At 70.9% G+C, this 25,677-nt stretch carries 25 protein-coding genes, 1 tRNA gene and 1 pseudogene; 16 read left to right on the plus strand and 11 right to left on the minus strand.

The features are described from left to right. Window positions 1–65: 65 nt before the first annotated feature. A complete protein-coding gene (locus ACSNN7_RS07120) occupies window positions 66–623 on the plus strand; it encodes an SMI1/KNR4 family protein (protein ID WP_436679849.1) in 558 nt (185 codons plus the stop codon). Window positions 624–734: 111 nt separating this feature from the next. Here ACSNN7_RS07120 and ACSNN7_RS07125 read toward each other — a convergent pair whose 3' ends face one another. The 4 genes from ACSNN7_RS07125 to ACSNN7_RS07140 form a co-directional block, all read right to left on the minus strand. Next, a complete protein-coding gene (locus ACSNN7_RS07125) occupies window positions 735–1,505 on the minus strand; it encodes a MerR family transcriptional regulator (RefSeq protein ID WP_436679850.1) in 771 nt (256 codons plus the stop codon). Between the two features lie 30 nt (window positions 1,506–1,535). Beyond that, window positions 1,536–2,297, minus strand: coding sequence for an ABC transporter permease (locus ACSNN7_RS07130; protein WP_436679851.1), 762 nt, complete (start codon window positions 2,295–2,297; stop codon window positions 1,536–1,538). Further along, window positions 2,294–3,130: an ABC transporter ATP-binding protein gene (locus ACSNN7_RS07135; RefSeq protein WP_436679852.1), complete on the minus strand. Its 837-nt coding sequence runs from the start codon at window positions 3,128–3,130 to the stop codon at window positions 2,294–2,296. Before ACSNN7_RS07135 ends, ACSNN7_RS07130 begins: the two co-directional genes overlap by 4 nt. Before the next feature lie 457 nt (window positions 3,131–3,587). After that, the gene (locus ACSNN7_RS07140; protein WP_436679853.1) at window positions 3,588–4,586 is read right to left on the minus strand and encodes a DUF2867 domain-containing protein; all 999 of its coding nucleotides are present in this window, start codon (window positions 4,584–4,586) and stop codon (window positions 3,588–3,590) included. A 68-nt stretch (window positions 4,587–4,654) separates the two neighbouring features. Between ACSNN7_RS07140 and ACSNN7_RS07145 the strand changes: the two genes are divergently transcribed. The 5 genes from ACSNN7_RS07145 (at window position 4,655) to ACSNN7_RS07165 (ending at window position 9,286) form a co-directional block, all read left to right on the plus strand. Further along, window positions 4,655–5,212, plus strand: coding sequence for a TetR/AcrR family transcriptional regulator (locus ACSNN7_RS07145; RefSeq protein WP_436679854.1), 558 nt, complete (start codon window positions 4,655–4,657; stop codon window positions 5,210–5,212). A gap of 597 nt (window positions 5,213–5,809) precedes the next feature. Continuing rightward, window positions 5,810–6,706 (plus strand): ABC transporter ATP-binding protein, encoded by an 897-nt coding sequence (locus ACSNN7_RS07150; protein WP_436679855.1) that lies wholly within the window; start codon window positions 5,810–5,812, stop codon window positions 6,704–6,706. After that, entirely contained in the window at window positions 6,703–7,452 is a 750-nt protein-coding gene (locus ACSNN7_RS07155; RefSeq protein ID WP_436679856.1) for an ABC transporter permease, read from the plus strand. Before ACSNN7_RS07150 ends, ACSNN7_RS07155 begins: the two co-directional genes overlap by 4 nt. A 23-nt stretch (window positions 7,453–7,475) precedes the next feature. Further along, entirely contained in the window at window positions 7,476–8,630 is a 1,155-nt protein-coding gene (locus ACSNN7_RS07160) for a sensor histidine kinase (protein WP_436679857.1), read from the plus strand. Then, window positions 8,627–9,286 carry a response regulator gene (locus ACSNN7_RS07165; protein ID WP_436679858.1) on the plus strand — a complete coding sequence of 220 codons (660 nt, stop codon included), beginning with the start codon at window positions 8,627–8,629 and terminating at the stop codon, window positions 9,284–9,286. Before ACSNN7_RS07160 ends, ACSNN7_RS07165 begins: the two co-directional genes overlap by 4 nt. Before the next feature lie 108 nt (window positions 9,287–9,394). Here ACSNN7_RS07165 and ACSNN7_RS07170 read toward each other — a convergent pair. Together ACSNN7_RS07170 and ACSNN7_RS07175 are read right to left on the minus strand one after the other, a co-directional pair. Then, window positions 9,395–9,745, minus strand: a pseudogene (locus ACSNN7_RS07170) (MerR family transcriptional regulator); the annotation flags it as partial. Next, complete coding sequence (locus ACSNN7_RS07175) at window positions 9,700–9,870, minus strand: alpha/beta fold hydrolase (RefSeq protein ID WP_436679859.1); 171 nt, start codon at window positions 9,868–9,870, stop codon at window positions 9,700–9,702. The pseudogene ACSNN7_RS07170 and the gene ACSNN7_RS07175, both read right to left, overlap by 46 nt. Between ACSNN7_RS07175 and ACSNN7_RS07180 the strand changes: the two genes are divergently transcribed. Then, entirely contained in the window at window positions 9,826–10,023 is a 198-nt protein-coding gene (locus ACSNN7_RS07180; RefSeq protein WP_436679878.1) for a hypothetical protein, read from the plus strand. The genes ACSNN7_RS07175 and ACSNN7_RS07180 overlap by 45 nt on opposite strands. Before the next feature lie 344 nt (window positions 10,024–10,367). On the opposite strand, the gene ACSNN7_RS07185 is transcribed toward ACSNN7_RS07180, so the two are convergent. Continuing rightward, entirely contained in the window at window positions 10,368–11,297 is a 930-nt protein-coding gene (locus tag ACSNN7_RS07185) for a CPBP family intramembrane glutamic endopeptidase (protein WP_436679860.1), read from the minus strand. 663 nt (window positions 11,298–11,960) lie between these two features. Between ACSNN7_RS07185 and ACSNN7_RS07190 the strand changes: the two genes are divergently transcribed. The 6 genes from ACSNN7_RS07190 (at window position 11,961) to ACSNN7_RS07215 (ending at window position 17,421) form a co-directional block, all read left to right on the plus strand. Next, entirely contained in the window at window positions 11,961–13,100 is a 1,140-nt protein-coding gene (locus ACSNN7_RS07190; RefSeq protein ID WP_436679861.1) for a sensor histidine kinase, read from the plus strand. Between the two features lie 13 nt (window positions 13,101–13,113). Continuing rightward, the gene (locus ACSNN7_RS07195) at window positions 13,114–13,716 is read left to right on the plus strand and encodes a response regulator (protein ID WP_436679862.1); all 603 of its coding nucleotides are present in this window, start codon (window positions 13,114–13,116) and stop codon (window positions 13,714–13,716) included. Window positions 13,717–14,055: 339 nt separating this feature from the next. Further along, complete coding sequence (locus tag ACSNN7_RS07200) at window positions 14,056–14,598, plus strand: aldo/keto reductase (RefSeq protein WP_436679863.1); 543 nt, start codon at window positions 14,056–14,058, stop codon at window positions 14,596–14,598. A 123-nt stretch (window positions 14,599–14,721) separates the two neighbouring features. Next, window positions 14,722–15,687, plus strand: a complete 966-nt coding sequence (locus ACSNN7_RS07205) for an alpha/beta hydrolase family protein (protein WP_436679864.1) — start codon at window positions 14,722–14,724, stop codon at window positions 15,685–15,687. 89 nt (window positions 15,688–15,776) lie between these two features. Next, window positions 15,777–16,676 carry an ABC transporter ATP-binding protein gene (locus ACSNN7_RS07210; protein WP_436679865.1) on the plus strand — a complete coding sequence of 300 codons (900 nt, stop codon included), beginning with the start codon at window positions 15,777–15,779 and terminating at the stop codon, window positions 16,674–16,676. A 25-nt stretch (window positions 16,677–16,701) separates the two neighbouring features. Continuing rightward, on the plus strand, window positions 16,702–17,421 hold the full coding sequence (locus ACSNN7_RS07215; RefSeq protein ID WP_436679866.1) for an ABC transporter permease: 720 nt from the start codon (window positions 16,702–16,704) through the stop codon (window positions 17,419–17,421). A 95-nt stretch (window positions 17,422–17,516) separates the two neighbouring features. Here the strand turns inward: ACSNN7_RS07215 and ACSNN7_RS07220 are convergent, their stop codons facing one another. Then, a complete protein-coding gene (locus ACSNN7_RS07220) occupies window positions 17,517–18,830 on the minus strand; it encodes an aspartate aminotransferase family protein (RefSeq protein WP_436679867.1) in 1,314 nt (437 codons plus the stop codon). 85 nt (window positions 18,831–18,915) lie between these two features. On the opposite strand from ACSNN7_RS07220, the gene ACSNN7_RS07225 reads away from it, so the two are divergent. Next, entirely contained in the window at window positions 18,916–19,803 is an 888-nt protein-coding gene (locus ACSNN7_RS07225) for a LysR family transcriptional regulator (protein ID WP_436679868.1), read from the plus strand. A 113-nt stretch (window positions 19,804–19,916) separates the two neighbouring features. Here the strand turns inward: ACSNN7_RS07225 and ACSNN7_RS07230 are convergent, their stop codons facing one another. Further along, on the minus strand, window positions 19,917–22,436 hold the full coding sequence (locus ACSNN7_RS07230) for an FtsX-like permease family protein (RefSeq protein WP_436679869.1): 2,520 nt from the start codon (window positions 22,434–22,436) through the stop codon (window positions 19,917–19,919). Between the two features lie 8 nt (window positions 22,437–22,444). Continuing rightward, window positions 22,445–23,203, minus strand: coding sequence for an ABC transporter ATP-binding protein (locus ACSNN7_RS07235; RefSeq protein ID WP_436679870.1), 759 nt, complete (start codon window positions 23,201–23,203; stop codon window positions 22,445–22,447). 146 nt (window positions 23,204–23,349) lie between these two features. On the opposite strand from ACSNN7_RS07235, the gene ACSNN7_RS07240 reads away from it, so the two are divergent. Both ACSNN7_RS07240 and ACSNN7_RS07245 read left to right on the plus strand, forming a co-directional pair. Beyond that, entirely contained in the window at window positions 23,350–24,543 is a 1,194-nt protein-coding gene (locus ACSNN7_RS07240) for a sensor histidine kinase (protein WP_436679871.1), read from the plus strand. Beyond that, window positions 24,540–25,178 carry a response regulator gene (locus ACSNN7_RS07245; RefSeq protein WP_436679872.1) on the plus strand — a complete coding sequence of 213 codons (639 nt, stop codon included), beginning with the start codon at window positions 24,540–24,542 and terminating at the stop codon, window positions 25,176–25,178. Before ACSNN7_RS07240 ends, ACSNN7_RS07245 begins: the two co-directional genes overlap by 4 nt. A gap of 346 nt (window positions 25,179–25,524) precedes the next feature. Here ACSNN7_RS07245 and ACSNN7_RS07250 read toward each other — a convergent pair. Beyond that, window positions 25,525–25,608, minus strand: a tRNA-Leu gene (locus ACSNN7_RS07250). Between the last annotated feature and the right edge of the window lie 69 nt (window positions 25,609–25,677).

Genomic DNA, 25,677 nt, shown 5'->3' on the forward strand with positions numbered 1-25,677 from the left:
CCGGGATTGATGCGGTGGGGCCGGCCTGCGAGGCCGTCCCCACCGCCGTGAATGGGGCGTCACGCATGTCACTGACCACTGACCTGGCCAAACTGGAACAGTGGCTTCGCCAGCGCTCACCGGCGACCTGGGCGTCGCTGCGCCCGCCTGCCACTCTTGACGCCATCGACTCGGCTGCCCACCAGATCGGTGTACGAATCCTGCCTGATCTGAAGCGTCTGTGGCGGTGGCACGACGGCAGCGCTGGTGCTCTTGTGGCCGGGCTGCCCCTGCAGCCCGGCCACTACCTTCTCGGAGTGGACGGCGCGCTGGACGAATGGCGCAGCCGTGCCAACGTGGCTGGCCATTCCGGCGACTCTCGTTCATGGAGCCCAGAGTGGGTACCGATCACCGCCGACGGAGCGGGAAACCACCTCGTCGTCGATCACCGGCCAGGTCCAGAACTTGGTAGCGTGTTCGTGGCCGACCTGCAGAACGGTCCGATGCGGCATCGCGGGCAGCCGTCACTCGCTGACCTGATCGGCAGTCTGTGCGACGCGCTGGCCCAGGGCAGGCCGGTCGACGGTCATCTCCCCCAGGTCACCGAGGAGGGCCGGTTGGCCTGGGCGTTCTCCCCGGCGTGAGCCGGAGGGCATCCAGTGCGACCTGAAGCCGTCAAGGCCTGTGCCCATCCCGCCGTCATCCGCAGGGCCTTTCAGCGCGTCTCGGCAAGCCGGCACGGGACGTCTGACATCTCAGGGCTTGCGCTTTTCGATCCGGGTCCATCCGGTCCAGCCGCGCTCGGCGACCAGCTCCCGTAGCCGCGCGACGGCCGGGTGGGCGGCGTTGGCGAACGAGTCCATCAGGTGCACGAACGCCGCGTCGGGCGTGAACTCGTCCTGCAGCTCGAGCTCCCCGTTGGCGGCGGCCTGTTCGAACAGCTCGCTCATCAGGTCGGCGGTCTCGCGTAGCAGCTCGTCGTCCTTCCAGTCGTCCGCGATCCGAGCAAGGAGCTGGTAGAGCCGGATGACCTTCGGGTTGGCCAGCTGGCTCACCTTGTCGGCCATGAGTTCCGGGATCGCCTCCGGCCACCGCGCTGCCATGAGGATCCACGCGTCGCGCTCGGCCTCGACGAGAGCCGCCGGCGCTCCGATGGCACGAAGGCGGTCGAGGTAGTCGACCACCTCCGTGGGAAGAGCCAGTGAGTCGCCGCCGACGAGCCGCGCGATACGTCGCCGGTGCTCCTGCAGCTCGCGGATCTGCGTACGCAACCGACGGTCGATCTCCGTGGTCGCGTCGGCGAACGTCGCCGGGTCGGCGTCGAGGAGTTCGCTGACGCGGGCCAGCGGGACCCCCGCCTCGGCAAGGGTCCGGATCCGGATGAGTCGCACGACGGCCCCCGCGTTGTAGCTGCGGTAGCCGGAGGCGTCACGCTCCGGCTCCCGCAGCAGCCCGATCTGGTGGTAGTGGCGCACCGCCCGGATGGTCACCCCAGCGTAGGAGGCCAGCTGTCCGATGGTCAGCATGGCTTCAGCCTGCACGACGCAGACCCGTCGTCAACTGGTTCTGCGGCGGTAGATGGTCATGGCTACGCCGTACGTGACGACGAGGAGGCCGGCGCACCAGGCGAGGGCGACCCATATGTCGCCACCGACCTGCTGCTCGGCGAACAGGTCGCGGATCGTGTTGACGATGGCGGTCACCGGCTGGTTCTCGGCGAAAGCGCGCACCGGGCCGGGCATGCTCTGCGTGGGGACGAAGGCCGAACTGATGAACGGCAGGAAGACCAGCGGGTAGGAGAACGCGCTCGCGCCGTCCACCGAGTTGGCGGTGAGGCCCGGGATCACGGCGAGCCAGGTCAGGGCCAGCGTGAACAGCATCACGATGCCGGCGACCGCGAGCCAGGCCAGCGCGCCGGCGCCGGAGCGAAAGCCCATGGCCAGGGCGACCAGCACCACCACCACCAGGGAGATGAAGTTGGCGACCAGCGAGGTCAGCACGTGCGCCCACAGCACGGACGAGCGTGCGACCGGCATGGATTGGAACCGCTCGAAGATCCCGCTCTTCATGTCCAGGAAGAGCCGGTACGCGGTGTAGGAGATGCCCGAGGCGACGGTGATGAGCAGGATGCCGGGCAGCAGGTAGTTCACGTAGCTGTCCGAGCCGGTCTGGATCGCGCCGCCGAACACGTAGACGAACAGCAGCATGAAGGCGATCGGCATGATCGCGGTGGTGATGATGGTGTCCGGGCTGCGGCTGATGTGCCGCAAGGACCGCCCCAGCAGGACGGCGGTGTCGCCGAAGAAATGTCTGTTCATCGAGGGTCCTTGACCGCTTGTGCCGTCGGGCTGCAGGCGCCTGCGGTGCCGTCGTCGCCGATGATCGCGAGGAAAATGTCCTCGAGGGTCGGCTGCTTCTCCACGTACTCCACCGTGGCGGGCGGGAGCAGCTGCTTGAGTTCGCCGAGGGTTCCGTTGGCGATGATGCGCCCCTGGTGCAGGATCGCGATCCGGTCGGCGAGTTGTTCGGCCTCGTCGAGGTACTGCGTGGTGAGCAGCACTGTCGTGCCCTGTTGGGCGAGTTGTCGGACGGCCTGCCACACCTCCAGGCGCGCCTGCGGGTCGAGTCCGGTGGTCGGCTCGTCGAGGAAGATCACCGGAGGGCTCCCGAGGAGACTCATCGCGATGTCGAGGCGGCGGCGCATGCCGCCCGAGTACGTCGACACCTTCCGCGTGGCCGCCTCGGTCAGTGCGAACCGGGCCAGCAACTCGTCCGCGATCTGGCCCGGATTCGTCAGGTGCCGTAACCGGGCGACCAACACCAGGTTCTCCCGCCCGCTCAGAATCTCGTCAACGGCCGCGAACTGCCCCGTGAGGCTGATCGACTCCCGAACCTTCGCCGACTGGGTGGCGACGTCGAAGCCGTTGACCGTGGCTGTTCCCGCGTCCGACTTGAGCAGCGTGGACAGGATCCGCACGACGGTGGTCTTACCCGCCCCGTTGGAGCCGAGCAGGGCGAAGATGCTGCCCCGCGCCACGTCGAAGTCCACGCCGCGCAGCACATGCAGCTGTTTGTATGACTTCTCCAGGCCCTGGACCTGGATCACCGGTTCGGGAACCCGCCCGGTTGGCCGTCGAGGATCTATGGACATGACGCCAGCATGCAGGCTTGACGCTGCGTCAAGGTCAAGCTCGGCAGCGCGGCAGGTCGTCCCGTACGAATGTCGGGCGGCGTCGTGGTCGACCCACCACCACTCATCCGCTACTTACTGATCCGGCTGCAGCATCGTCACCACCGCCGACACCTACGCCGCGTCGATGCACGGGATTCTTGGCTCGGACGAGAGGCGTTCCGCGCCGCTCTCGCCGCACCGGTCAGCAGCCGAACCCGCGGCCGTCCGGCCGCCACTGCGCGTGGGCGGCCGGACGCCTACACCGTCGCGTCGCCCGCACCGCGTTGCCCGTACACGCCGTGGCGTTCGCCCTGGCGCCAATCGAACAACCGAGCGCAACCGCCCAACGCCCGCTGCCGCTGGCTCCGGTCGGAGTCACCGGTCCGGGTACGGGAACCTCGTCCTGTCACGCCGGCCACGACACCCGATGTTCCGGTCACGTACCCACGAGGCCGGGGGCGGTCGGCGCGGTGGCTCTACGCGCTGCGCGGCGCACCATCGCCCGGATCACGGCCGGGTGAACCAGACGCACCACCGCGAGGTACGCCCGACCGGCGCGCGTCCGCACGGCGGCGACCGTCGACACCGTCACGGTGCTGCCGTTCTCGTCCGGCTCGACCAGGACGCTGGCCCGGAAGCCGAGGTGCGACGCGTCGACGCCGAGGAGGACCTCCCGATCGGTGCGGGCGACGGTGGCGAAGGCGGTGGCGTCGGCGCGATCGACGCCGATGAGGGGCACCAGGGCGTTGCGCACACGCAGCAGCGCGGCGACCGCCGCCGGCGGGTCGTGAAAGATGCCATCAGCCCAGTCCTGCGGGTCGCTCGACGTGCCCGGCGGGACGCGCACGGCGAACGCGTCGGCGAGATCGCGGCGCGCCGGCCACGCGCCCAGCAGTCCCGCGCCGGCGGGAACCGGCACGGCCCGTACCCGGACGCTCTCGGCCGTCGCGGCGAGGCGGGCTCGGCGGGTGTACCGGACCGGCTCGCGTACGGTCCCGGTCACGGCGCGCTCGGCATTGTCCAGCAGGTGCTCGAGGACGGCGTCGTGGCAGGCGCGGACCACGAGGGGCCACAGCAGGCGCATCGCGCCGGTCGGCCGGCCGACGAGGCGGTGCCGCAGGACGCAGCGGTCCGTCCCGCGTGGCTCCACCTCCAGCACATGGCTGCCGTCGAGGCCGCTCGCCGGGTGAAACGCGAACTCGACGACGCGCCCCGGCTCGTACCGGATCACGCGGTAGTGGACTGCGCCGTGACCGCCGTCGGCCCCGACGCCGAGCGGCCGGTCGAACCGCATCGGCAGCCAGGTGGGCGCCGGCCACAGCGGGTCGTCGACGGAGCCGATCCGGTCCAGCAGCCGGCCGACGGCGTCGGCGGCCGTCGGCAGTTCGCGCTCGTGGACGTTGACGATGGTGCCAATGCCGCATGTCGTGGCCATGGCCGCCTCCGTACGGTGCCGTATGGTCGATGACCGTACGGTACCGTATGGAGGTGCCCCGACACCCCGTGAGCCGTCTCACCGCCGACGACTGGGCCGCCGCAGCGCTCGAAGCGATGGCGCGCGGCGGACTCGCCGCCGTGGCCGTGGAGCCGATCGCGGCGCAACTCGGCGCGACCAAGGGCAGCTTCTACTGGCACTTCGCCAACCGCGACGCGCTTATCGCCGCCGCGCTGAAGCGGTGGGAGACCGACCACACGGAGGCGGTCATACGGATGGTGGACGCCGAGCCCGATCCGTTGCAGCGGCTGCGGTTTCTTCTCGTCGCGGTTATCGAGGCGACCGAGCATGACCTCCTCGAGGTAGCGGTGCTGTCGACTGCGGACCATCCGCTGGTGGCGCCCGTGCTCGCGCGGGTCACCGAACGGCGGATTTCGTACACCGCTGAGCTCTTCGGCGGACTCGGGTTCTCCCCCGCCGAGGCGCACGACAGGGGCCTGCTGGCGTTCACCGCCTACCTCGGCCACGCCCAGCTGGCGCGGGCGACGCCGCAGCTGGTGCAGCGCAGCAGCGCGGCACGGCGCCGGTACGTCGACCGCGTGATCGCGCTGCTCACCGCACGCTGACCGCGGTTCTCGCTCCTGCTCACCGGGATGACGCCGCAGCCGGCTGGCGAATGCGGTCGGCGCCCAAGACCAGCGCTCGCGACCGCAGTCGAACCTGGCGCATCAGCGGTACTCAAGCAGCTCTACGGCGAGTACGAGCGGGCGTTCTCCGCAAATCAGCCGCAGCACCCGGCGCCCGTGCTCGAACATCACGCTGTGCAGCTGTGGCTGCCCGGAACGGGACGGGCCGGTCGATCACCACAACCGACCCTTCAGGCGCTGACCATGATGCTGGCCAACTACCGCCCCATCGCGTGGTTTCGACCGTTCACCCCCACGGCGTCCGCGCCGGCGCGCAGCATGCCGGTGGCGCAGGTGCGGCGCAGGATGCGAACGGAGTGAGGCAGGTGCCCGGGCCTGCTTGACTCGATCAGGCTGCGGCCCAGTTGGGGGTTGGCGGGGATGGTGTGCGGCTTCCCGCCGTCCGCGAAACGAGCGGACCGCCCTACGGGCCGCCCGGCTGAAGGGTCGCCGATAGTACTTGGGTACCACGGGCGGCGGGAAAGTGCCGACTGCGGTACCACGATCCGGGCACAGCACGAATCTAGCGTTGCGAGCATGATTCAGGTACGCGAAGTAACCAAGCGGTTCGGCGCGAAGACGGTGGTCGACCACCTGTCGTTCACCGCGAAGCCCGGACAGGTCACCGGCTTCCTCGGCCCCAACGGCGCCGGCAAGTCGACGACCATGCGGATGATCGTCGGCCTCGATGCGCCGACCTCCGGCGACGTGCTGGTCAACGGCAAGCCGTACGCGTCGTCGAAAGCCCCACTGCGCGAGATCGGCGCCCTGCTCGAGGCCAAGGCCGTGCACCCCGGGCGGACGGCGGTCAGCCACCTCCTGTCCTTGGCTCGCACGCACGGCATCTCGCGCTCGCGCGTCGACGAGGTGCTCGGCCTGGTCGGCCTCTCGGGCGTCGCCCACAAGCGGGTCGGCACCTTCTCCCTCGGCATGGGCCAGCGGCTCGGCATCGCCGCCGCGTTGCTCGGCGACCCGGCCGTGGTGATGCTCGACGAGCCGGTCAACGGCCTCGACCCGGAGGGTGTCCTCTGGGTGCGCAACCTGCTCACCGACCTGGCCGCCGAGGGCCGCACCGTGATGCTGTCCTCGCACCTGATGAGCGAGGTCTCGCTGATCGCGGACCACCTGGTCATCGTCGGTCGGGGCAAGCTGCTCGCCGACACCACCGTGGCCGACTTCGTGACCGCCGAAGGCGTCCGGGTCGTCACCGCCGACCCCGACGCGCTGCGAACGGTGATCGCCGGCCCGGGCGTCACGGTCACCTCGACCGGCGCCGAGGAGCTGTTCGTCGCCGGCACCACCGCCCGCAAGATCGGGCTGGCCGCGTCCACCCGCGGCATCCCGCTGTTCGAACTCACCCCGCAGAGCGCCTCGCTCGAAGAGGCGTTCATGGACCTGACCCGCGACGCTGTCGAATACGAGGCCTCCCGATGAAGATCACCCCCGGCGGCGTGGTCGCCGCCGAATGGACCAAGTTCTCCTCACTGCGCTCCACCTGGATCACGACCGCCGTCTCCGTCTTCCTTCTGGTCGCCTTGGGCATGATCGCCTCGGCTTCCTTCTCGGGCGACGGCATGACCTCGGTCGATCTGGCCCTGTCCGGCAGCTTCCTGGCCGCCCTCTCCGTCGGCGTGCTCGGCGCGCTGCTAGGGGCGGGCGAATACACCACCGGCATGATCCGGGCGACCCTCGCCGCAGTGCCGCGCCGGTTGCCGGTGCTGTGGTCGAAGAGCCTCGTGGCGGGGTCGGCCGCCTTCGTCACGATGACCGCCGGTGCCTTCGCCGCTTTCGCGCTGGGATCGGCCGTGCTCAACGACAAGGTCGGCAGCCTGGGCCTCGGCGACGACGGAGTGCTGCCGGCCCTGCTCGGCGCCGGCCTCTATCTGGGCCTGGTCGCGGTGCTCGGCGTCGCGCTCGGCATGCTCGTCCGCTCCAGCGCCGGCGCCATCGCGATCCTGGCCGGTCTGCTGCTGATCGTGCCCGGCCTGGCCGCGCTGCTGCCGGACTCGATCTCCGAGGCCATCACCCCCTACCTGACCAGCAACGCCGGCAGCGCCGCGATGGCGCTGACCCAGGCGGAGGGCACCCTGGCGCCGTGGACCGGTCTCGCGGTCTTCGCCGGGTATGTGGTCGTGGCGCTCGCCGCGGCGGCATACCGGCTCAAGACGACCGACGCGTAGGCGCGCAAGGGGAGAATCGGCTGATGAGCACGCAGGGACGGCTGGTGGACCGGCAGGCGCGACTGCGGGCCCTCGACCGGCACCGCCCGTGGGTCATGGACACCCTGGTGGCCATTCCGATCGTGCTCTTCAGCATCCCCAACCTCATCCAAGATCCCCTGTCGGCGACGATCGCAACCCTGGCCCTGCTGCCACCGCTCTACTGGCGGCGGCGGTACCCGTTCGCGGCGTTCCTGGTCACCGTGACCATCGAGTTGATCGAGGGATTGCTGGACGTCGGCGTCGGCGCCGGGGTGATCCTGCTCGTGATGCTGTTCGGGGTGGCCTCCCGCGGTTCGTGGCGGGCGCTGGCCTGGGCCTCCGGGATCGCCCTCGCGCTGCTGGTCGCCGAGATCTACCTGGTCGGCCCGGTGACGGAGAACCGCGTCACCACGCTGCTCCTGGCGATCGGCACAGCGGGGGCCGCGGTCGCGTCCGGCGTCGCGGCGCGCACCCGCCGGGCGTACCTCATCGCTCTCGAGGACCGCGCCGCGCGCCTGGAGGTCGAGCGGGATCAGCGGGCCCGCCTCGCCGTCGCCGAGGAGCGGGCCCGGGTGGCCCGCGAGATGCACGACATCGTCGGCCATCACGTCTCGGTGATCGTGGGCCTGGCCGACGGCGGCGCCGCGCTCGCGACCTCGCGGGCTGAGCAGACCGCCGAACCGCTCCGGTTGATCGGTGACACCGGCCGGCAGGCGCTGTCCGAGCTGCGCCGGGTGCTGGGTGTGCTGCGCGAGGGAGACGCCGATCCGCAGCTGAGCCCGCAGCCCGGCATCGACGATCTCGACCGGCTGTTGCCGAGCGTGCGGGCGGCCGGGCTGCCGGTCACCTACTCCACCTCGGGCGAGCTGCACACCCTCGGCCGAGGCGTGCAGCTCGCGGTCTACCGCATCGTTCAGGAAGCTCTCACCAACACCCTCAAACACGCGGGGCGCGGCGCGTCCGCGGACGTCACTCTCGCTGCCTCCGATGGAGAGGTACGGGTACGAGTACGTGACAACGGCCGTGGCAGACCCGCCGCCCCGAGCCACGGCCTGCTCGGCATGCGGGAACGCGCCGCCATGTACGGCGGGGTGGTGACCGCCGGCCCGGCCGGGACAGGCTGGCTCGTCGACGTAGTCCTCAAGGAGCCCTCATGACCACCACCGTGCTGATCGTCGACGACCAGCAGTTGCAACGAATGGGCTTCCGGATGCTGCTCGACGGCACCCCCGGCATGAGCGTGGTGGGCGAGGCCTCCGCCGGCGCCGAGGCGGTGCGGATGGTGGAGCAGACCCGCCCCGACGTGGTGCTGATGGACGTACGCATGCCCGGCATGGACGGCATCGAGGCCACCCGCCGCATCACCGCGGCCGGTTCACGCACCCGGGTGCTGATCCTGACCACCTTCGACCTGGACGAATACGTGTATGCCGGACTGCGAGCCGGAGCGAGCGGCTTCCTGCTCAAGGACGCCCGCCCCGAGGAGCTGATCGCCGGCATCCGCGCCGTCGCGAGCGGAGACTCGGTGGTGGCCCCCAGCCTGACCCGCAAGCTGATGGACGCCTACCTGCAGGAGTCGGCGCCGACCACACGTGCGGACCCTCGCCTGACCACGCTCAGCGAGCGAGAGCGAGAGGTCCTCGAAGCGATAGGCCAGGGCGCCACCAACACCGAGATCGCCGAACGCTTCACCCTCACCGAATCCACCGTGAAGAAGCATGTCGGACGCGTCCTGGCCAAGATCGGAGCGCGAGACCGCATCCAGGCAGTCATCTTCGCGTACGACAACGGCCTGGTCCAACCACGTGCCTGAGCACCTACTGTCACAACTCACCGGCAGGCCGGAGCCTCGTCGGGACTGACCTGGGCCAGCGCCCCATGACGTCCGACCCGGGTGCCGCCGCGTTGCTCGCGAGACGGATCAGGAGGCGGGGCTGGCCGCCGACCGGATCTCAACAGGTGCGGCGGCGATGACGGTGTCGAGCGCGTCCCGCGAGGCCTGCAGGTCGTTGATGGCCTGAATGATCCGCCGGCGCTCCTGCGAAAGATCGGCCAGCATGACCGAGCAGGTGGGCACGAGCCGCTCACCCTCCTCCCGCACGCACGGCAGGACGGTGGCGATGGTCGTGGTGCTCAGGCCCGCGGCGAGCAGGCTGCGGATGCGGCGCACCGTGCCGACGTCCGCTTCGCTGTACTCGCGGTAGCCGCTCGGGCGCCGCTGGGGCTTCAGCAGGTGCTGCTCCTCGTAATAGCGCAGCAGCCGCTCGCTGACACCGGTCCGCCGCGGACGACCTCGTGCACATCGGCGGCCAGCGTCAGCGGATCGTACGACCCCACGCGAGGGGAGTCTCCGTGGCCGCGCAGATCGACGCGGACGGTGCGGAAGTGCCTGGCCATCGGGACGCGATCCCAGAAATGACGGTCCTCGGTGATGCCGTGGATCGCGACAAGGAGGGGCCCGGTCCCATCGACGTCATGGGCGAGGGACGGTCCGGAGCGTTCTCGAGGTCACCACCCACTATCCGCGCCGGCCGAGGTGGCGAACAGTGACGCCACGTCACGCGTCCGACGCGACACGGCGCCACCGACGGGCGGCTGCGGCGGCTGGTGGCATGACGGCGTGGCGCCGTGCGCCGGTGGACAACCGCCAGCGGTCGGTCGAGGGGCAGGGACATAAGACGACATCGAAGCGTAGCCGTGACCGTCGTCGCCGGGATCGCCGTGTCCCTGGCGACGGTGGCGGCGGAGGCCGGTGTGCCGGCGACGCGGGTGGACCGCGCCCCGTGGCGGCGTCACGATCGACCTCGCGGTGTCGCGCATGCGTGGTGGACCGGCGTCATGGCCACTCGGACATCGACCTACCCGTCCGCAGCCGTCTGGGCGCTGACAGGAGGTCAACGCTCCGAATTCGTGCGGCGCGCTCGCTCACGAAACCAGACGAACGCGAGCACGGCCAGATACACGACGGCCAGAACGATCAGCGCGGGACCGCCGCCCGCGCCTTCGCTGCGGTCGACGACAATAGCGCCGCCCCCGGCCATGAGCACGTTGACAGTCGTCGTGACTACGTTGTTCGCAACGTGGAGCGCGATCGCGGCCTCCAGGCCTCGAGTGATCAGTCCCATGAGCGCCGTACAAGCCGAGAAGAACACGTAGTAGCCGTTGAGCCAGGGATCATTTGCTCCATGCACGGCCGCGAACAGGAGACCTGAGACCACGATTCCAGTGACGAACGCCGGCCGGACAGCGCGGAACCACGACCCCGCGGCCGGAAGGACCGCGCCTCGGAACATGATTTCCTCGCCGGCCGCCTGGATCGGGGTGGAGAGGACCACGACGGCGAGCATCGCCACGGTGGTGCCGCTGATGCCGAAGCCCACCCACCCCGTGGCATCGGGGGCGACGGCCGCCACGGTAGCGAAGCCGACCCCGACGAGCACGGCTGAGGCGGCGAGATAGATCGCAAGGCGCCGCCGATCGAAGCGCCGCGGTGAGCTGAAGACGCTGCGCCACGGCACCTTCGGCAACCGCGAAACAAGCACCACGGCAAGCAACGCCGTCAGGCCGGTGCTGAGATTAGCCGCCAGCAGCTTGAGTGGGGTGAGCGTCGACTCCAGAGGATCGCCGCCCTCGACGAGACCGGCCAGCAGGTAGAGCCCGAGCTGAAGCGGGACCAGTGTCAGTGGCATCGCGGCGATGACGATCAGCGACTTCCACCACGCCATCCGGATGTGTGTGCCGAAGGGACGCGTGTCATCGAGTGAGCGAGGGCTCGATCCGTGGTCGAGGCCGACCTGCGGTGCGATGGGGTTGACTGAGTTCAAGGTATGTCCTTTCCTGCTGGAGCCAGCCGATTCGCTGCGGCGGCGAGGATCACCAGGAAGCTGCTCGCCAAGAATTCGAGACCGATCCACGGCACCGGGGCGCCGTCCCCTGGGGCAGCGCCCCTACGGTTCCACCCACGTTGCTCGGTAGATCGCGCTGTAGCACTTGAGTAATCCGCGTACCTGGATCATGCCGACCACGCTAAATGCGCCCAGCGCCGACGATGTGGTACCTCGGTAGACACTTTCGTGCTCCCCTGGTACCCAGGTGCCGCCGACGACGCACCATGCGGTGCCTGGATAACGGGTCAGCGGAGACGGGAAACGTTCTCCCTCAGCAGCACCAACGCCTTCGACCAGCTTTCCCGGGCCGTCTCGACCTGGCCGCAGGCGTACCCGGGCGTCACCGAGGCCGACAAGCGTCTCCGCCTCGCCACCCCGGTCCCCGATCTCCCGGAACAGCCGCAGTGCCCGCTCGTGGCAGACGACCGCCTCGTGGTACGCGCACCGTGCCGGAGGCCGGCCGGTCGACGTCGATGACGGGTGTGGTGGACCTGCACCCATGACAGCAGCGATCGCGGCCGTCGGTCAGTGCGACCACGTCACGGCCACAAGTGACGCGGTGTCACTGTTCGTGACCGGTGGCCGCCGGATACTGACAAGGTGACCGCACGATCGCCGCGCTTCACCGAGTCGACGCAGAGAAGGCTGCGCCGGCTCAACCTGACGACGTCCCTGCCGCCGGTCGTGATCGCCGCCGTGGTCCTGCTCTACACCGACGCGCGTACCTGGTGGCACCTCGTCGTTCTGGCCCCGGGAGCCGTGGCGGCCGTGGTGGCCTTCGAACGGTGGACGGCCAACGACCTTGCCCGGTTCGCGCTGCCCTGCGTGCTCGTCGCGGGAGTGGTGTGGCCGCTGGGGGTGCTGGTGACCGGCAGCCCGAACGCCTACTGGGGGGTCTGCGCCGTCGGGTCGCTCGCCCTCCGTGAGGTCCGGCGACATCGGCGGCTGGCGGTGGCCGGGCTGTTCTCCTACGTCGCCGCCGTCGGCGCGGCGCGGCTGCTGGTGCAGCGAGACGACATCGGTCACGTCCTGGTCACCTACGTCCTCATCCCGACCGCCCTCACCGTCTTCGTGACGGTCCTGACCATCGTGGGCGAGCGGTTCTACGACCTCATCCGGGAACTCGAACAGACCCGGGAGCGCGAGGCGGAACTGGCCGTGGTCCGGGAGCGCGTCCGGTTCGCCAGCGACCTGCACGACATCCAGGGCCACACCCTGCACGTGGTCAAGCTGAAGATCGCCCTGGCCCAGCGGCTGCTGCTCCGCGACACCGCAGGGGCGGAGAAGGAACTGCGCGAGACGTACGCGCTGGTCAGCGACACCATCGCGCAGACCAAGGAACTCGCCTACGCCCAGCGGCGGCTGAACCTCACCGCGGAGATCGAGAACGCGAAGAACCTGTTCGAGGCCGCCGGCATCCGGGTCCGGGTGACCCGGGAGGCCGAGGTCGACGCCGGCGCCAGCGAACTGCTCGGCCAGGTGCTGCGGGAGACGACCACCAACATCCTGCGCCACGCCCAGGCCACCCAGGTGCAGATCACGCTCGCCGAGTCGGGCATCACGATCATCAACGACGGCGCGACCGCTGACACGCCGCCGCAGCTCAGGGGGCTGTCCGCGCTGCGGCAGCGGGTGGCAGACGACGGAGGTGAGCTGACCGTGGAACAGCACGGGGGGCAGTTCCGGACGGCCGCGGTGCTCCCGCCCGCCCGTGCCGTGCCGCGGCCCAGCCGGCCCTGAAGGAGGACGACCGATGCCCACCATCGTGCTCGCCGACGACGAGGTGCTGCTCCGTTCGGCCCTCGCCGCACTGCTGCCCCTGGAAGGAGACATCACCGTCCTCGCCGAGGCGCAGGACGGCGAGACCGCCATCGAGGCAACCCTGCGGCACCGGCCCGACGTGCTGGTCATCGACCTGGAGATGCCCGGCGTGGACGGCCTCGGCGCGGTCGCGGAGATCCGCCGTACGCGACCTGAGCAGGTGGTCCTCATGCTGACCCGGCATGCCCGCCCCGGCGTGCTGCGCAAGGCCCTGAGACTCGGCGTCCAGGGCTTCGTCAGCAAGTCCGCCGAACCGGCCCACATCACCTCCGTCATCGCCACCCTGCACGCGGGCAAACGCTGGATCGACCCGGACGTGTCCACGCTCGCCGTCACCGACGACTCCCCCCTCACCGAGCGTGAAGCCGACGTCCTACGGGTCACGGGCGAGGGCTACTCGGTCGCCGACATCGCCGCCCGCCTGCACCTCGCGCCGGGCACCGTCCGCAACTACCTCTCCAACGCCATGCGCAAGACCCAGACCCGGACCCGCCACGAAGCGGCCCGATACGCCCGCCAACACGACTGGCTGTGACCGCCGGGCCGGATCCGTCCTCGCCGGACGCGACCGGGCGCCATCGACGGTCTCCGTGATCCGGAGAACCGGCGCGCATCGCTACCCGGCGAGCGGCCCGGCACCCGCAGGACGGCAGAGATCAGCGGTCCGGTGCGCCGGGTGGCGCACCAGGTGACCACCACGGTGGTTCGTGCTGCCCGTCGCATCCACTCGCCCGGCCAAGCGGAGCAACGTTCCGTATAGTTAACTGGAACCGCGCTCCACTTAATTGTGCCAGGCTCGGGACGCTGCCCGCGCCACACCACTGGCTGTCGTCCCGGATCTTGCGGCCTGGCCATCCCTGCCAAGGAGAAGGCCATGCGATATCGAAGCTTGGGTCACACCGGTATCCGAGTCAGCTCGCTCGCGCTCGGCGCCACGGACTTCGGCCGGATGGGCCGCATTACCCAGGAGGAGGTGACCGCGATTGTCGACGCCGCCCTCACCGCCGGAATCAACCTCATCGACACCGCCGACGCCTACGGCGGCGGCCAGTCCGAGAAGACGGTCGGCAAGGCCATCGCGGGCCGCCGCGAGGACATCATGCTGGCCACGAAGACCGCCCTGCCGATGGGCGGCCCCCAACGCCCGGGGCAGCTCGCGTCGCTGGCCGGTCACCGAGCTGGACAACAGCCTGCGCCGGTGACCACCCATCCCGCCGTCACCGCCGCCGTGATCGGTCCTCCCATGCTGGAGCACCTCGGCTCCCAGCTCGCCGCGGCGGACACGATCCTGTCGGCCGACGTCCTGGACGCGGTCGACGCCATCGTCGCCCCCGGGGCCGACCTCGCTCTCGCGGAGAAGAACGACACTCAGCTTGCCCTGCTCGACGCGGCCGGGCGACGCCGACCGGCTGCCTGAGCCGCGGAGCCGTCCACCAAGCCAGTGCCGGACACGCGCTGCAACGACCGAGCGTCGGCACCGGCTCGGGCTCACCGCGCACGGTCTGACCTACAGCCCGGCAAGAACAGGAAGTAGCTCTACATGACGCCCATCTCGATTACCGGCTCGTCGGCTGTCCCGGGGGTCGTGCTTTCCGTCAGTCCCGTTGTCCTGCCCGCGCCGGGGCGACCCGTCGACCTGCAGGTGCGTGTGACGGCACCCACCACCGGTGACGACTTGCCGCTACTGCTGCTGTCGCACGGGCAGGGACCGTCGAACAACCTGTCCTCGCTCAACGGTTATGTCCCGCTCGTTCAGCACTTCGCCGCCCAGGGTTTCGTCGTCGTGCAACCCACACACCTGAGCTCGGCCACCCTGAAAGGACACCCGGGCCTCAAGGACCATCCGGAAACGCCGTTGTTCTGGCGTGAACGCGCGCTGGACATGACACGCATCCTGGACGCCCTCGCCGTCCTGGAAGCCGCTGTCCCGCAGATTGCCGGCCGGGTCGACCACGGCAAGGTGGCCGTCGTCGGGCACTTCATGGGCGGGCACACAGCCAGCCTGCTGCTCGGTGCTCGGTTCAACGACCCGAGCACCGGTGAAACGGTGGACGTTCGCGACATGCGCATCATCACCGGCGCCCTGCTCGCCGCCCCAGGCCGCGGAGGTGAGGCGCTCAGCGCTATGGCCGCCCGGCACTATCCCTTCCTCCTGACCACCGACTTCTCCACCATGACCGCCCCCGCCCTCGTGGTGGCAGGCGACAACGACCCTTCCCCGCACCTCACCGTGCTCGGCTCGCCATGGCACACCGACCCGTACCGGCTCGCACCGGCACCTAAAACCCTCCTCACCGTCCACGGCGCAGAGCACATGCTCGGGGGCATTTCGGGGTTCGACGCCGCCGAGACCTCCGACGAAAACCCGGCACGCGTCGAAGCGGTGGCCCGCCTCACCGGCGGGTACCTGCGCACGCAGCTGATCCCGGGCGACCTCGCCTGGCAAGAGGCTCAGGACGCGCTGCTGTCCAACGCCGACCCGATAGGAGAGGTTGTGGACAAATAACGGTCGGCCGCGACCAGTGACACCACGTCACATGCGGTCGTGACACAGCGCCACTGACACCTCGGCTGCGCCCGCGCTGTCATTGGTGCATGTCCACGACACCAGTCATCGAGGTCGAACGGCTGAACCTCACCTACGGTGACTTCCACGCCGTGAAAGACCTCTCCTTCGAGGTACGACCCGGAGAGCTGTACGCCCTTCTCGGCACGAACGGGGCGGGTAAGACCTCGACCCTGGAGGTGGTCGAGGGGCACCGGAGGCCGACCTCGGGCAGCGTGCGCGTCTTCGGGCACGACCCGGGCGACCGGCGCGCCGTGCGTCCCCGGGTGGGCGTCATGCTGCAGGAGAGTGGATTCTCCCCGGACCTCACGGTGCGGGAGTCCGTCGGTCTGATCGGCCGGCTCAGCGGGCGTACCGACGAAGTCGACCGGGTGCTCGACGTCGTCGACCTCACCGGCCGGGCCGGTCGGCGGGTGTCGCAGCTGTCCGGCGGGGAGAAGCGGCGGCTGGACTTCGCCACCGCCGCCTACGGCACCCCGGAACTGCTCTTCCTCGACGAACCGACCACCGGCCTGGACATCCAGTCCCGCGACGCCGTCTGGGCGACCGTAGACCGGCTCCGCCAGAACGGCGCCACGATCGTGCTCACCACGCACTACCTGGAGGAGGCGCAACAGCGCGCCGACCGGATCGGGCTGATGCACCAGGGCACCTTCCACCGTGAGGGCACCGTCTCCGAGCTGACCCGCACCCTGCCGTCGGTCATCCGCTTCTCCCTCCCGGCAGCGGCGCCGACGCTGCCGTTGCAGGCCGCCGTCGACGCCGACGGGAAGGTCACGGTCGAGACCTTCGCCCTGCAGGAGGACCTGCACGTCCTGCTCCGGTGGGCGCAGGACCACGCCGTGGAGCTGCAGGACCTTCAGGCCGGGCCCACCCGCCTCGACGACGTCTTCCGCGCCATCGGCACCTCAGTCGCCACCGGCAACTGATCGTCCTTTCGAGAGGAACATGACCGTGTTGTCCATCGCGTCCAGCGAGCTGATCCAGATCTTCCGCAACCGGCTGGTGCTGATCACCAGCCTCATCATGCCGGTCGCGGTCTGCGTGTACTTCGTCGCCCAGCACGAGACCTTCGCCGCCATCGGCAGCCTCGGCTACATCGCGGCGGTCGTGATGTTCACCGTGGCCGCGTTCGGGCTGTACGCCACCGCCGTCACCACCCTGGCCTCCCGGCGGCAGAACCTCTTCCTCAAGCGGCTGCGCTCCACCGCCGCAAGCGACACCGGCATCATCGCCGGCCTGCTGCTGCCTGTCGTCGTCCTCGCCGTGGTGCAGGTGACGGCGATCCTGACCGCCCTGGCCGTCGTCGCCGGCAAGCCGGCCAACGTCGCCCTGCTCGTGGTGGCGACCCTCGCGACCCTGGCCATGATGATCGGCCTGGCCCTGGCCACCGCCGGGCTGACGAACTCACCCGAGCACGCCCAGGTCACCACCCTGCCCGTGACGCTCGGCGTGATCGCCGTGGCCACCTGGGTGGGCATCACCGGCACCGAGGACCTCGCCTGGCTCAAACGGCTGCTGCCCGGCGGCGCGGCCACCCAATTGACCGTGAACGCCTGGAACGGCGGCGTCGCCGTGACCGACTCCCTGCTCCTGCTCGCACCCACGCTCGCCTGGGTCGCCATCGCCGTCAACCTCGCCACCCGACTCTTCCGCTGGGAACCCCGCCGATGACCACCACACCGCGGTGCGCGCGGGTGTTGGTCGGCGCCACCGCCGCACCGCTCGTCATGCCTCTCCTGGCTTGAGGACCTGATCCGGACCCGCCGCTACAGCGTGAACTGCGGCACCACGTCGGCGAGCGCTTGGTCGAGGATCTCCAGGCCCAGGTCCAGCTCGGCGTGGGTGGAGGTGAGCGCCGGCGCGATGCGGAAGACGCCGCCCATGCCGGGCAGCTGCACCACATTCATGTGCAGGCCCAGCTCCAGGCACCGCCCGGTCACGGCGGCGCCCAGCGCGTCGGCCGGTCGTTTCGACTCCCGGTCGCTGACCAGTTCGAGCCCGACCAGCAGCCCGCGGCCGCGCACGTCGCCGACCACCGGGTGTCGCCGGCCGATCTCCCGCAGGCCCTTTCGGAGGTACGCGCCCAGGTGCGCCGCCTGTTCGTCGAGCCGGTCGGCCTCCAGCACGTCCAGGACCGTGTTGCCGACCGCGGCCACCAGCGGGTCCGAGACGTGCGTGGTGAAGAAGAGGAAACCGCGCTCGTGCGCCGTCAGCTCGATCTCCGGGCTGGTCACCACCGCAGCCAGTGGCAGACCGGCGCCGAGCGTCTTGGACAGGGTCAGGATGTCCGGCACGACGCCGTCACGCTGGAACGCGTACCACTCGCCGGTGCGGCACAGACCGGTCTGCGCCTCGTCGAGGATCAACAGCCCGCCGCGCTCGTGCACCTTGTCGCGCAGCGCCGCGAGGTATCCCGGCGGCAGGTCGATCACGCCGCCGGAGCTGAGAATCGGCTCGACGATGCACGCCGCCAGACTGCCCACCGACTGGGCGTCGAACAGCTCGAACGAGAACTCCAGCTGACGCCGCCAGTCGAGCTCGCCGCCGGGAAGGGTGAAGTCGGGCCGGTACGCGTTCGGCGTGGGGATCGCGAAGTTGCCGGGCGCCGCAGGCCCGTACCCCTTTCGCCCCGAGCTGTAGGTGGCGCTCGCCGCCGCCTGCGTCATCCCGTGCCACGACCGGGCGAACGAGATGATCTCGTGCCGGCCGGTGACCAGCTTCGCCATCCGGATCGCCGCCTCGTTGGACTCCGCGCCGGTGGTGAGCAGCAGGACCTTGTCGAGCGGTGCGGGCAGGGAGCCGGCGAGGCGGCGGGCCAGCTCGACCACGGGCCGGCTCAGCATGCCGCTGAACAGGTGGTCGAGGGTGGCCGCCTGTTGCTGGATCGTGGCTACGACAGCCGGGTGGGAGTGACCGAGGATGGCGCTCATCTGCCCCGACGTGAAGTCGAGCAGGCGGCGGCCGTCGGCGGTGAACACGAAACTGCCTTCGGCGCGGTCGATGATCTCGCGTACGAAGCTGCCCGCGCCGATGTAGCGGACCAGGTGACGATCGGCGTCGGACCAGAACGAATCAGCCATGGACCGACGCTAGGCAGTCCCGGGGAGGCACGTCCATCGCACATTTCCGCTGTCGCTGTTAAGCAAAGCCGTACAGTCGGGGCTCATGACGCTGAATCCGTGGCGGCTGCGCCTGCTCGCCGACCTGGCGACCTACGGCACCGTCCGGGCCGTTGCGCAGCGCGGCAACCTGAGCCCGTCGGCGGTGTCGCAGCAGCTCGCCACGCTGGAACGGGAGACCCGGACCGCGCTGCTGGAACGCACCGGGCGGCGGGTGCGGCTCACCGCGGCCGGAATGTTGCTCGCCGGCCGGGCTCGGGAGATCCTCGCGGCCATGGACGCGGCCGAGGCGGAGCTGCGCCGCCTCGCCGACGAGCCGGTCGGCACGGTCACCGTGGCCGCGTTCCAGAGTGCCGTGCAAGCCCTCGCCGAACCGGCGCTGGCCCGTCTCGCGGCCCGGCACCCGGACGTGAACGTGGTGTTGCTGGAGCTGGAGCCGCACGAGAGCATGCCGGCGCTGCGTCGCGGCGACGTCGACCTGATCATCACGACGGCCGACTTCGCCGGCGCCGAGCTCTCCCCGGAGATCGACCTGGTGCCGCTCGCCACCGACCCGGTCGTGCTCGTGCTGCCCCCGGAGCATCCGCTGGCCAGCGCCGAGTCGGTCGCCCTGGAGGCGTGCGCGCAGCAGCGCTGGACGTTCGACGTCGCCGGCTCGTACATGTCCGAGCTGTCCACCCGGCTGTGCCGGGAGGCCGGCTTCGAGCCCGTGGTGATCTGTCGATTCAACAACTACCTGCTGGCGCTCCAGCACGTGGAGAACGGCCGCTCGATCACCATGCTGCCGAAGCTGGCGGTGGATCCGCGGTACCGGGTGGTGACCCGTCCGCTGAACCCGCCGCTGACCCGGCGCATCACGGCCGCGGTCCGGCGACCGGCCGCGTCACGCCCCGAGGTGACGGCCGTGCTCAGCGCGCTGAGAGCAGGTGACTGACCTCGGCCGGAGCCAGCGAGGCCGGTGGGAGACGCTGACCCACGCCAACAACCCCGACCGACCATGCCGCCGTGAGTCGGCGCCGAATGCGCGGCGCCGACCCACGGCGCTGCTCAGCCGTCGGCCCCCAGCGCCACCACCGGGCTGACCCGCGACGCCCGACGGGCCGGCAGCACCCCGGCCAGCGCGGTCAGCACGACCAGTGCGACGAAGAGCCCGGCCAGCGGCAGCACCGGCGCGGTCAACGGCGCCTCGATCCCGAGGGTCTGCACTGCCAACCACGCGTACGGGATGCCGAGCACCAGGCCGATGGTCGCGCCGATCACCCCGTACAGGCCGGACTCGACGGTCAACATGGTGCGCAGGCCGGTCCGGGACAGGCCGATCGCCCGGAGCAACCCGGACTCGCGTACCCGCTCCACCACCGAGAGCGCCGTGGTGGAGCCCACGCCGACGACCGCGATCAGCACGGTCAGCCCGACCAGACCGACCGCGACCCAGACCAGGGTGCGCACCAACGCTTCGTTGCGGTCCCGTTCGTCCGCGAGCACCTCGAGGCCCACGTCCGCACTCCCCCCGATCGCCTGGCGCAGCGCCCGCACGCCGGCGGTGCGACCGTCCTCGCCGGTGCCGGCCGCGTCGGCCAGCAGACCGGTGTACGCGGCCGGCACGCCGAGCCGGTCCAGGTCGGACGGATCGGTGAGGATGCCCGCGTGCAGCGGGCCGTCACCGGGCAGGACTGCGGCCACCCGCACGTCGACCCTGCGCCCGGCCATGGCGAGCGTGACGGTGTCGCCGGCCCGCAGAGCGGTGTCCCGGGCGACCCAGCTGCTCAGCACGATCCGACCGGGGCCACGATCGGCCAGGGTGCCCTGGGCCACGTCCAGGTCACTGCTGGTGGGCAACGCCGTCAGGTCCAGATCGTTGGTCGGGTAACCGGACTCGACGCCGCCGAGCTTGTCGGCGCCGCGCATCAGGGTGACGCCGTCGGCCTTCCGGTACGGCACCACCCGGGCCAGCGCGCCGCGCGCGGCCTCGGCCCGGGTCACGACAGCCGCCGGCAGCGTCCCACCGTTGCTGCGGACCTCGAAGTCGGTCGGCGCCGAGAGCGCCAGCTCGCGGTCGGCGAGGATCTGCAACGACGCGCCGCCGATGACCACCCCGGAGATCAGGGTCACGCCCAGCGCGACCACCACGGAGATCGCAGCCGCCCGGCGCGGCGCCCCGCCGATCCCACCGACCGACATCCTCCCGAGCGGACCGAGCTGGCGCAGCGGCCAACCCACCACGGCCAGCACCGGCCGCACCAGCAGCGGACCGAGGGCCACCAGCGCGAAGAACGCCAGCGCGCCCGACCCGACCAGCAGGAACAGCGGCACCGTCGGGTCGTAGTCTGACTGGTCCGGCTTCGGCAACTGGCTGATCGTCGCGACCGCCGCCAGGACCGCGCCGACGGCCAGGAGCAGCCCGAACACCAGACGCAGCACCCCGATGCCGCGCCGGCCGGCGGTGGTGCTCGCCGTCCGCAGTGCCTCCAGCGGGGAGACCCGGGCGGCGGAGAGCGCCGGTGCCAGGACGGCCAACACGGTGATCACGACGGCGCCGATCACCACCATGGCCGCCGCCGACAGTTGCAGGCCCGGTGACGAGACCGCGTGGCCGGTGGTACGCAGGATCGCCGGCAGCGCGTACCCGAGGGCGAGGGCGCCGACGACCCCGACGACGCCGGCGACCAGCCCGGTCAGGGCTCCCTCGGCGATCAGGGCCCGCACCAGGGTGCCCCGGCTCGCCCCGACCGCCCGCAGCAACGCGAGTTGCCGCATCCGCTGGGCGAAGACGATGCGGAAGGTCGAGGTGACGACCAGCGCCGCCGCGACGACCGCGATGGAGACGAACATGCCGACCAGCATGAAGAGTTTCCCGACCTCCTCGGCCGCCGCGTTGGCCTCCGCCTCGCGCACCTCGGTGCCGGAGCGGATCGGCTGACCGGCGACCGCCGCGGTCACCCGTTGGCGGACGTCCTCCGTCGAGGTGCCGGGAGCCACCCGCACGTCGACGCGCTCCACCGTCGTCAGGCGCGCCCAGGCGGTCACGACCCTGTCCGGGGCGTACGCGTCGTAGCCGGCGTCCGCGCCGGTGTCGACAACGCCGGTCACGGTGAGTGGGGCGGGTGCGGTGCGTTCACCGCCGGTGCCGCTGGTGGTGGCACCGACCGAGAGCCCGAGCCGCTCGGCGGTACGCGGGGTGATCGCGATCTCGCCGGGCTGGTCGGGATAGCTGCCCTCGACCACCCGGATCGTGGTCAGCGGGCCGTTGCCCGGATCGGCGTGGAGATTGAGGTACCCCTCGCCGATGGAGGCCCCGGTCGACACCCGGGCCACCGCCTCGGCCACACCGGGCACGGCCCGGACCTGCTGCACGTCCGTCACAGTGGGTGGCGGCACGTCGGTGCTGCCGATCACCAGGTCGGTGGCGGCCGGGGTGCCGCTCAAGTTGTCCCGCACGGTCCGTTCGGTGATCTGCTGCACCAGCACGGTTCCGAGGACGACGAAGGAAGCGACCAGGATCGCCAGGCCGGTAAGGATCAGCCGGCCGGGCCGCCGGGCGGCGGCGCTCGTCTGCGTACGCAGCACGGTCCCCCTCATGCGCGGGCCGCCAGATCACGCAGCGCGTCGGTGACCGACACCTGGTTGGGCTTGTCGATCTCGCCGGCGACCCGGCCGTCGGCGAGCAGCACCACCCGGTCGGCGTACGCGGCGGCGATCGGGTCGTGGGTGACCATGACGACGGTCTGGCCGAGATCGCGTACCGAGTCGCGCAGGATGGTGAGCACCTCCGCGCCGGAGCGGGAGTCGAGGTTGCCGGTCGGCTCGTCGGCGAAGACCACCTCGGGGCGCGCCACCAGGGCTCGGGCCAGCGCCACCCGCTGCTGCTGCCCGCCGGACAGCTCGCTGGGCCGGTGGCCGAGGCGGTCGGCGAGGCCCAGCACCCGCACCAGGTGCGCGAGAAGCTCGGCGTCGGGCTGCCGGCCGGCGAGATCCAGCGGCAGGGTGATGTTCTGCGCGGCGGTGAGCTGCGGCAGCAGGTTGAAGGACTGGAAGACGAACCCGATCCGCTCCCGGCGTACCCGGGTCAGCGTCCGGTCCGACTGGCCGGTCAGCTCCGTGCCGCCGAGCAGGACGCGACCGGACGTGGCGGTGTCGAGACCGGCGAGGCAGTGCATCAGGGTGGACTTGCCGGACCCGGACGAGCCCATGATGGCGGTGAACTCGGCCCGGCCGAAGCCGACCGAGACCCCGTCCAGGGCACGGAGCGCGGTCTCGCCGCTGCCGTACACCTTCACCAGGTTGACCGCGGCGACCGCGGCGTGGCTGGTCTCCGGCGGGGCGTGGGTTGTCATTGTTCCTCCAGTGGCTGCGCTGTGACCTGGAGAGCGTCGTCGGCACCGGCGGGTGGGCGCATCGGCCCGCGGCCGGGTATCGCCGCCGCCGGGTCTGCCTTTTGGCCGATCCGCCATCTCCGTCCGGCTGGCTACGCTGGGTCACCATGAGCACGCCGGATCTTCGACGATGGTGGGTACGCCTGGCCCAGACCGCCGGACTGGTGGCCATGGGGCTGCTCGCCCTCTTCGACCTGCGGCTCGGCGCGGCTGGGAGCCTGGGTACTCCGCTGCTCCTGATGGTGCGGATGGGACTCGCGGTGACAACGGTGCCGCTCTGGCTGCCGGTGCACCGGCTGGGCTCGCGTTGGCTGCCGCTGGCCGCGCTGTCGCTCGCGTCGGCGTCACTGGCCGTGACCGCGGCGAGCCTGCTCCTCCCCGGCGGCAGTCATCTGATCAGCGGCAGCTGGGGGCTCGCCGAGTCGGCCGGGCTGATCGGGGTGGTCTTCGTGGTGACCCGGTGGGGCGCGCCCCGGCTCGCCCCATGGGCGGCGGTGGCCGCCGGGCTCGCCGTCGCCGCGCTGCCGCTGCGCGCCGGCACCGAGAACCTGCTCGTGATCTTCGGTCTGCTCCAGGTACTCGCGGCGGCCGGAGCCGCCGGGGTGGGGCTCTACCTGCGGGTCATGGCCGCCGGTCGGGAGCGGGCGATCGCGCTGGTCCGGGCCGAGCAGCGCGCGGAGTTCGCCCGCGACCTGCACGATTTCATCGCCCACCACGTCACCGGCATCGTGGTACAGGCGCAGGGTGCCCGGTTCGTCGCCGAGCAGGACCCGCAGCGGGTGATCGTCGCCCTGGGGCAGATCGAGCGAGCCGGCGCGGAGACGATGGCCTCGATGCGACGGATGGTCGGGATCCTGCGCAACCCGAGCGCCCCGCCGGACACACCGCTGGCCCCACTGGCCGGGGTGACCGAGCTGGAGCCGCTGCTGGCCGGGTTCAACGGCTCGGCGAACGCGCCGGCACGGCTGCATGTCGACGGCGACCTGAACGGACTGCCGGTGGAGATCTCGACGTCGGCGTACCGGGTGGTGATGGAAGGGCTGACCAACACCCGCCAGCACGCTCCGGACGCCCGGTCCGTGCACGTGGCCGTGCGGCGTACCCCGGACTGGTTGCTGGTCCGGGTCGCCGACGACGGCGCCTCGCCGCGCACCGCACGGGCCCGCCGGCACGGCTTCGGCCTGATCGGCCTCACCGAGCGGGTCCGTGCCCTTGGCGGCACGATCACCGCCGGGCCGGGCGTCGCCGGTGGTTGGGTACTCGACGCGGCGTTTCCGCTGCACGTGGCGGTGACGCGGTGATCCGGGTGCTCATCGCCGATGACCAGGCCATGGTCCGGACCGGCTTCGGCATGATCATCGGAGCCCAGTCGGACATGGAGGTGGTCGGCGAGGCCGCCGACGGCGTCGTCGCCGTCGAGCTGGCCCGACGACTCCGCCCGGACGTGGTGCTGCTGGACATCCGGATGCCCCGCCTCGACGGCCTCGAGGCACTGCGGATGCTCGCCGGGCCGGGCGTCGCCGACCCGCTCCGGGTGGTGGTGGTGACGACCTTCGACCTCGACGAGTACGTGCACACCGCGCTCTCCAACGGCGCCTGCGGTTTCCTGCTCAAGGATTCCGGCCCGGCCCTGCTGGTGGAGGCGGTCCGCGCGGCCGTGTCCGGTGACGCGCTGATCAGCCCGTCCATCACGGTACGACTGTTGGAGCACCTCAGCTCTCCCGCCCCGGCACGCGAGGACAGCGGCCTGTCCCCACGGGAACTCGACGTCGTGAAGCTCGTCGCCCGGGGCCTGACCAATGCCGAGATCGCCGCCCAGCTCTTCATCGCCGTGGGCACGGTCAAGACCCACCTGGCGAGCGTGCAGATGAAGCTCAGGGCTCGCAACCGGGTCGAGATCGCCGCCTGGGCCTGGGAACGTCGCCTCGTCGGCTAGGTCGGACTGATGCGGGCGGTGGCTCGTGGGCGGGGATGGACCCCTCCGGCGCCTGTGGAGCTGATGTCGTCAACGAATCAGCGGCACGACGGGCACAGCAGCCAGACGATCATCACGGTACGCGCCAGAGGCCGGCACCGGACCTCGGCCGGCGCGACGCTGTCGGCGTCCACCAGCGCTCGCGGGCGCCGCGCAGGTCACCGACCTGGACCGTGCTCCGCGACGCCGACCCCGCCGACAAGGCTGAGGGCAACCGGCAACCCGAACTCCGGCTCACCTACCGGCCCGAAACGCAAACGGTGCGCGCTGAAATGGATCTCAGCGCACACCGTCAGGAATTCATTTGTGTCCGAGGGGGGACTTGAACCCCCACGCCCTATACGGGCACTAGCACCTCAAGCTAGCGCGTCTGCCATTCCGCCACCCGGACTTACTCGTCCAGCCTACCCTGTCGGCATCGGTGGTCTCACCACCGGTCAGCCGCCCTGGCGGGCCGCAC

The sequence above is a fragment of the Micromonospora sp. URMC 105 genome (assembly GCF_051386295.1).
Taxonomy (GTDB): Bacteria; Actinomycetota; Actinomycetes; order Mycobacteriales; family Micromonosporaceae; genus Micromonospora.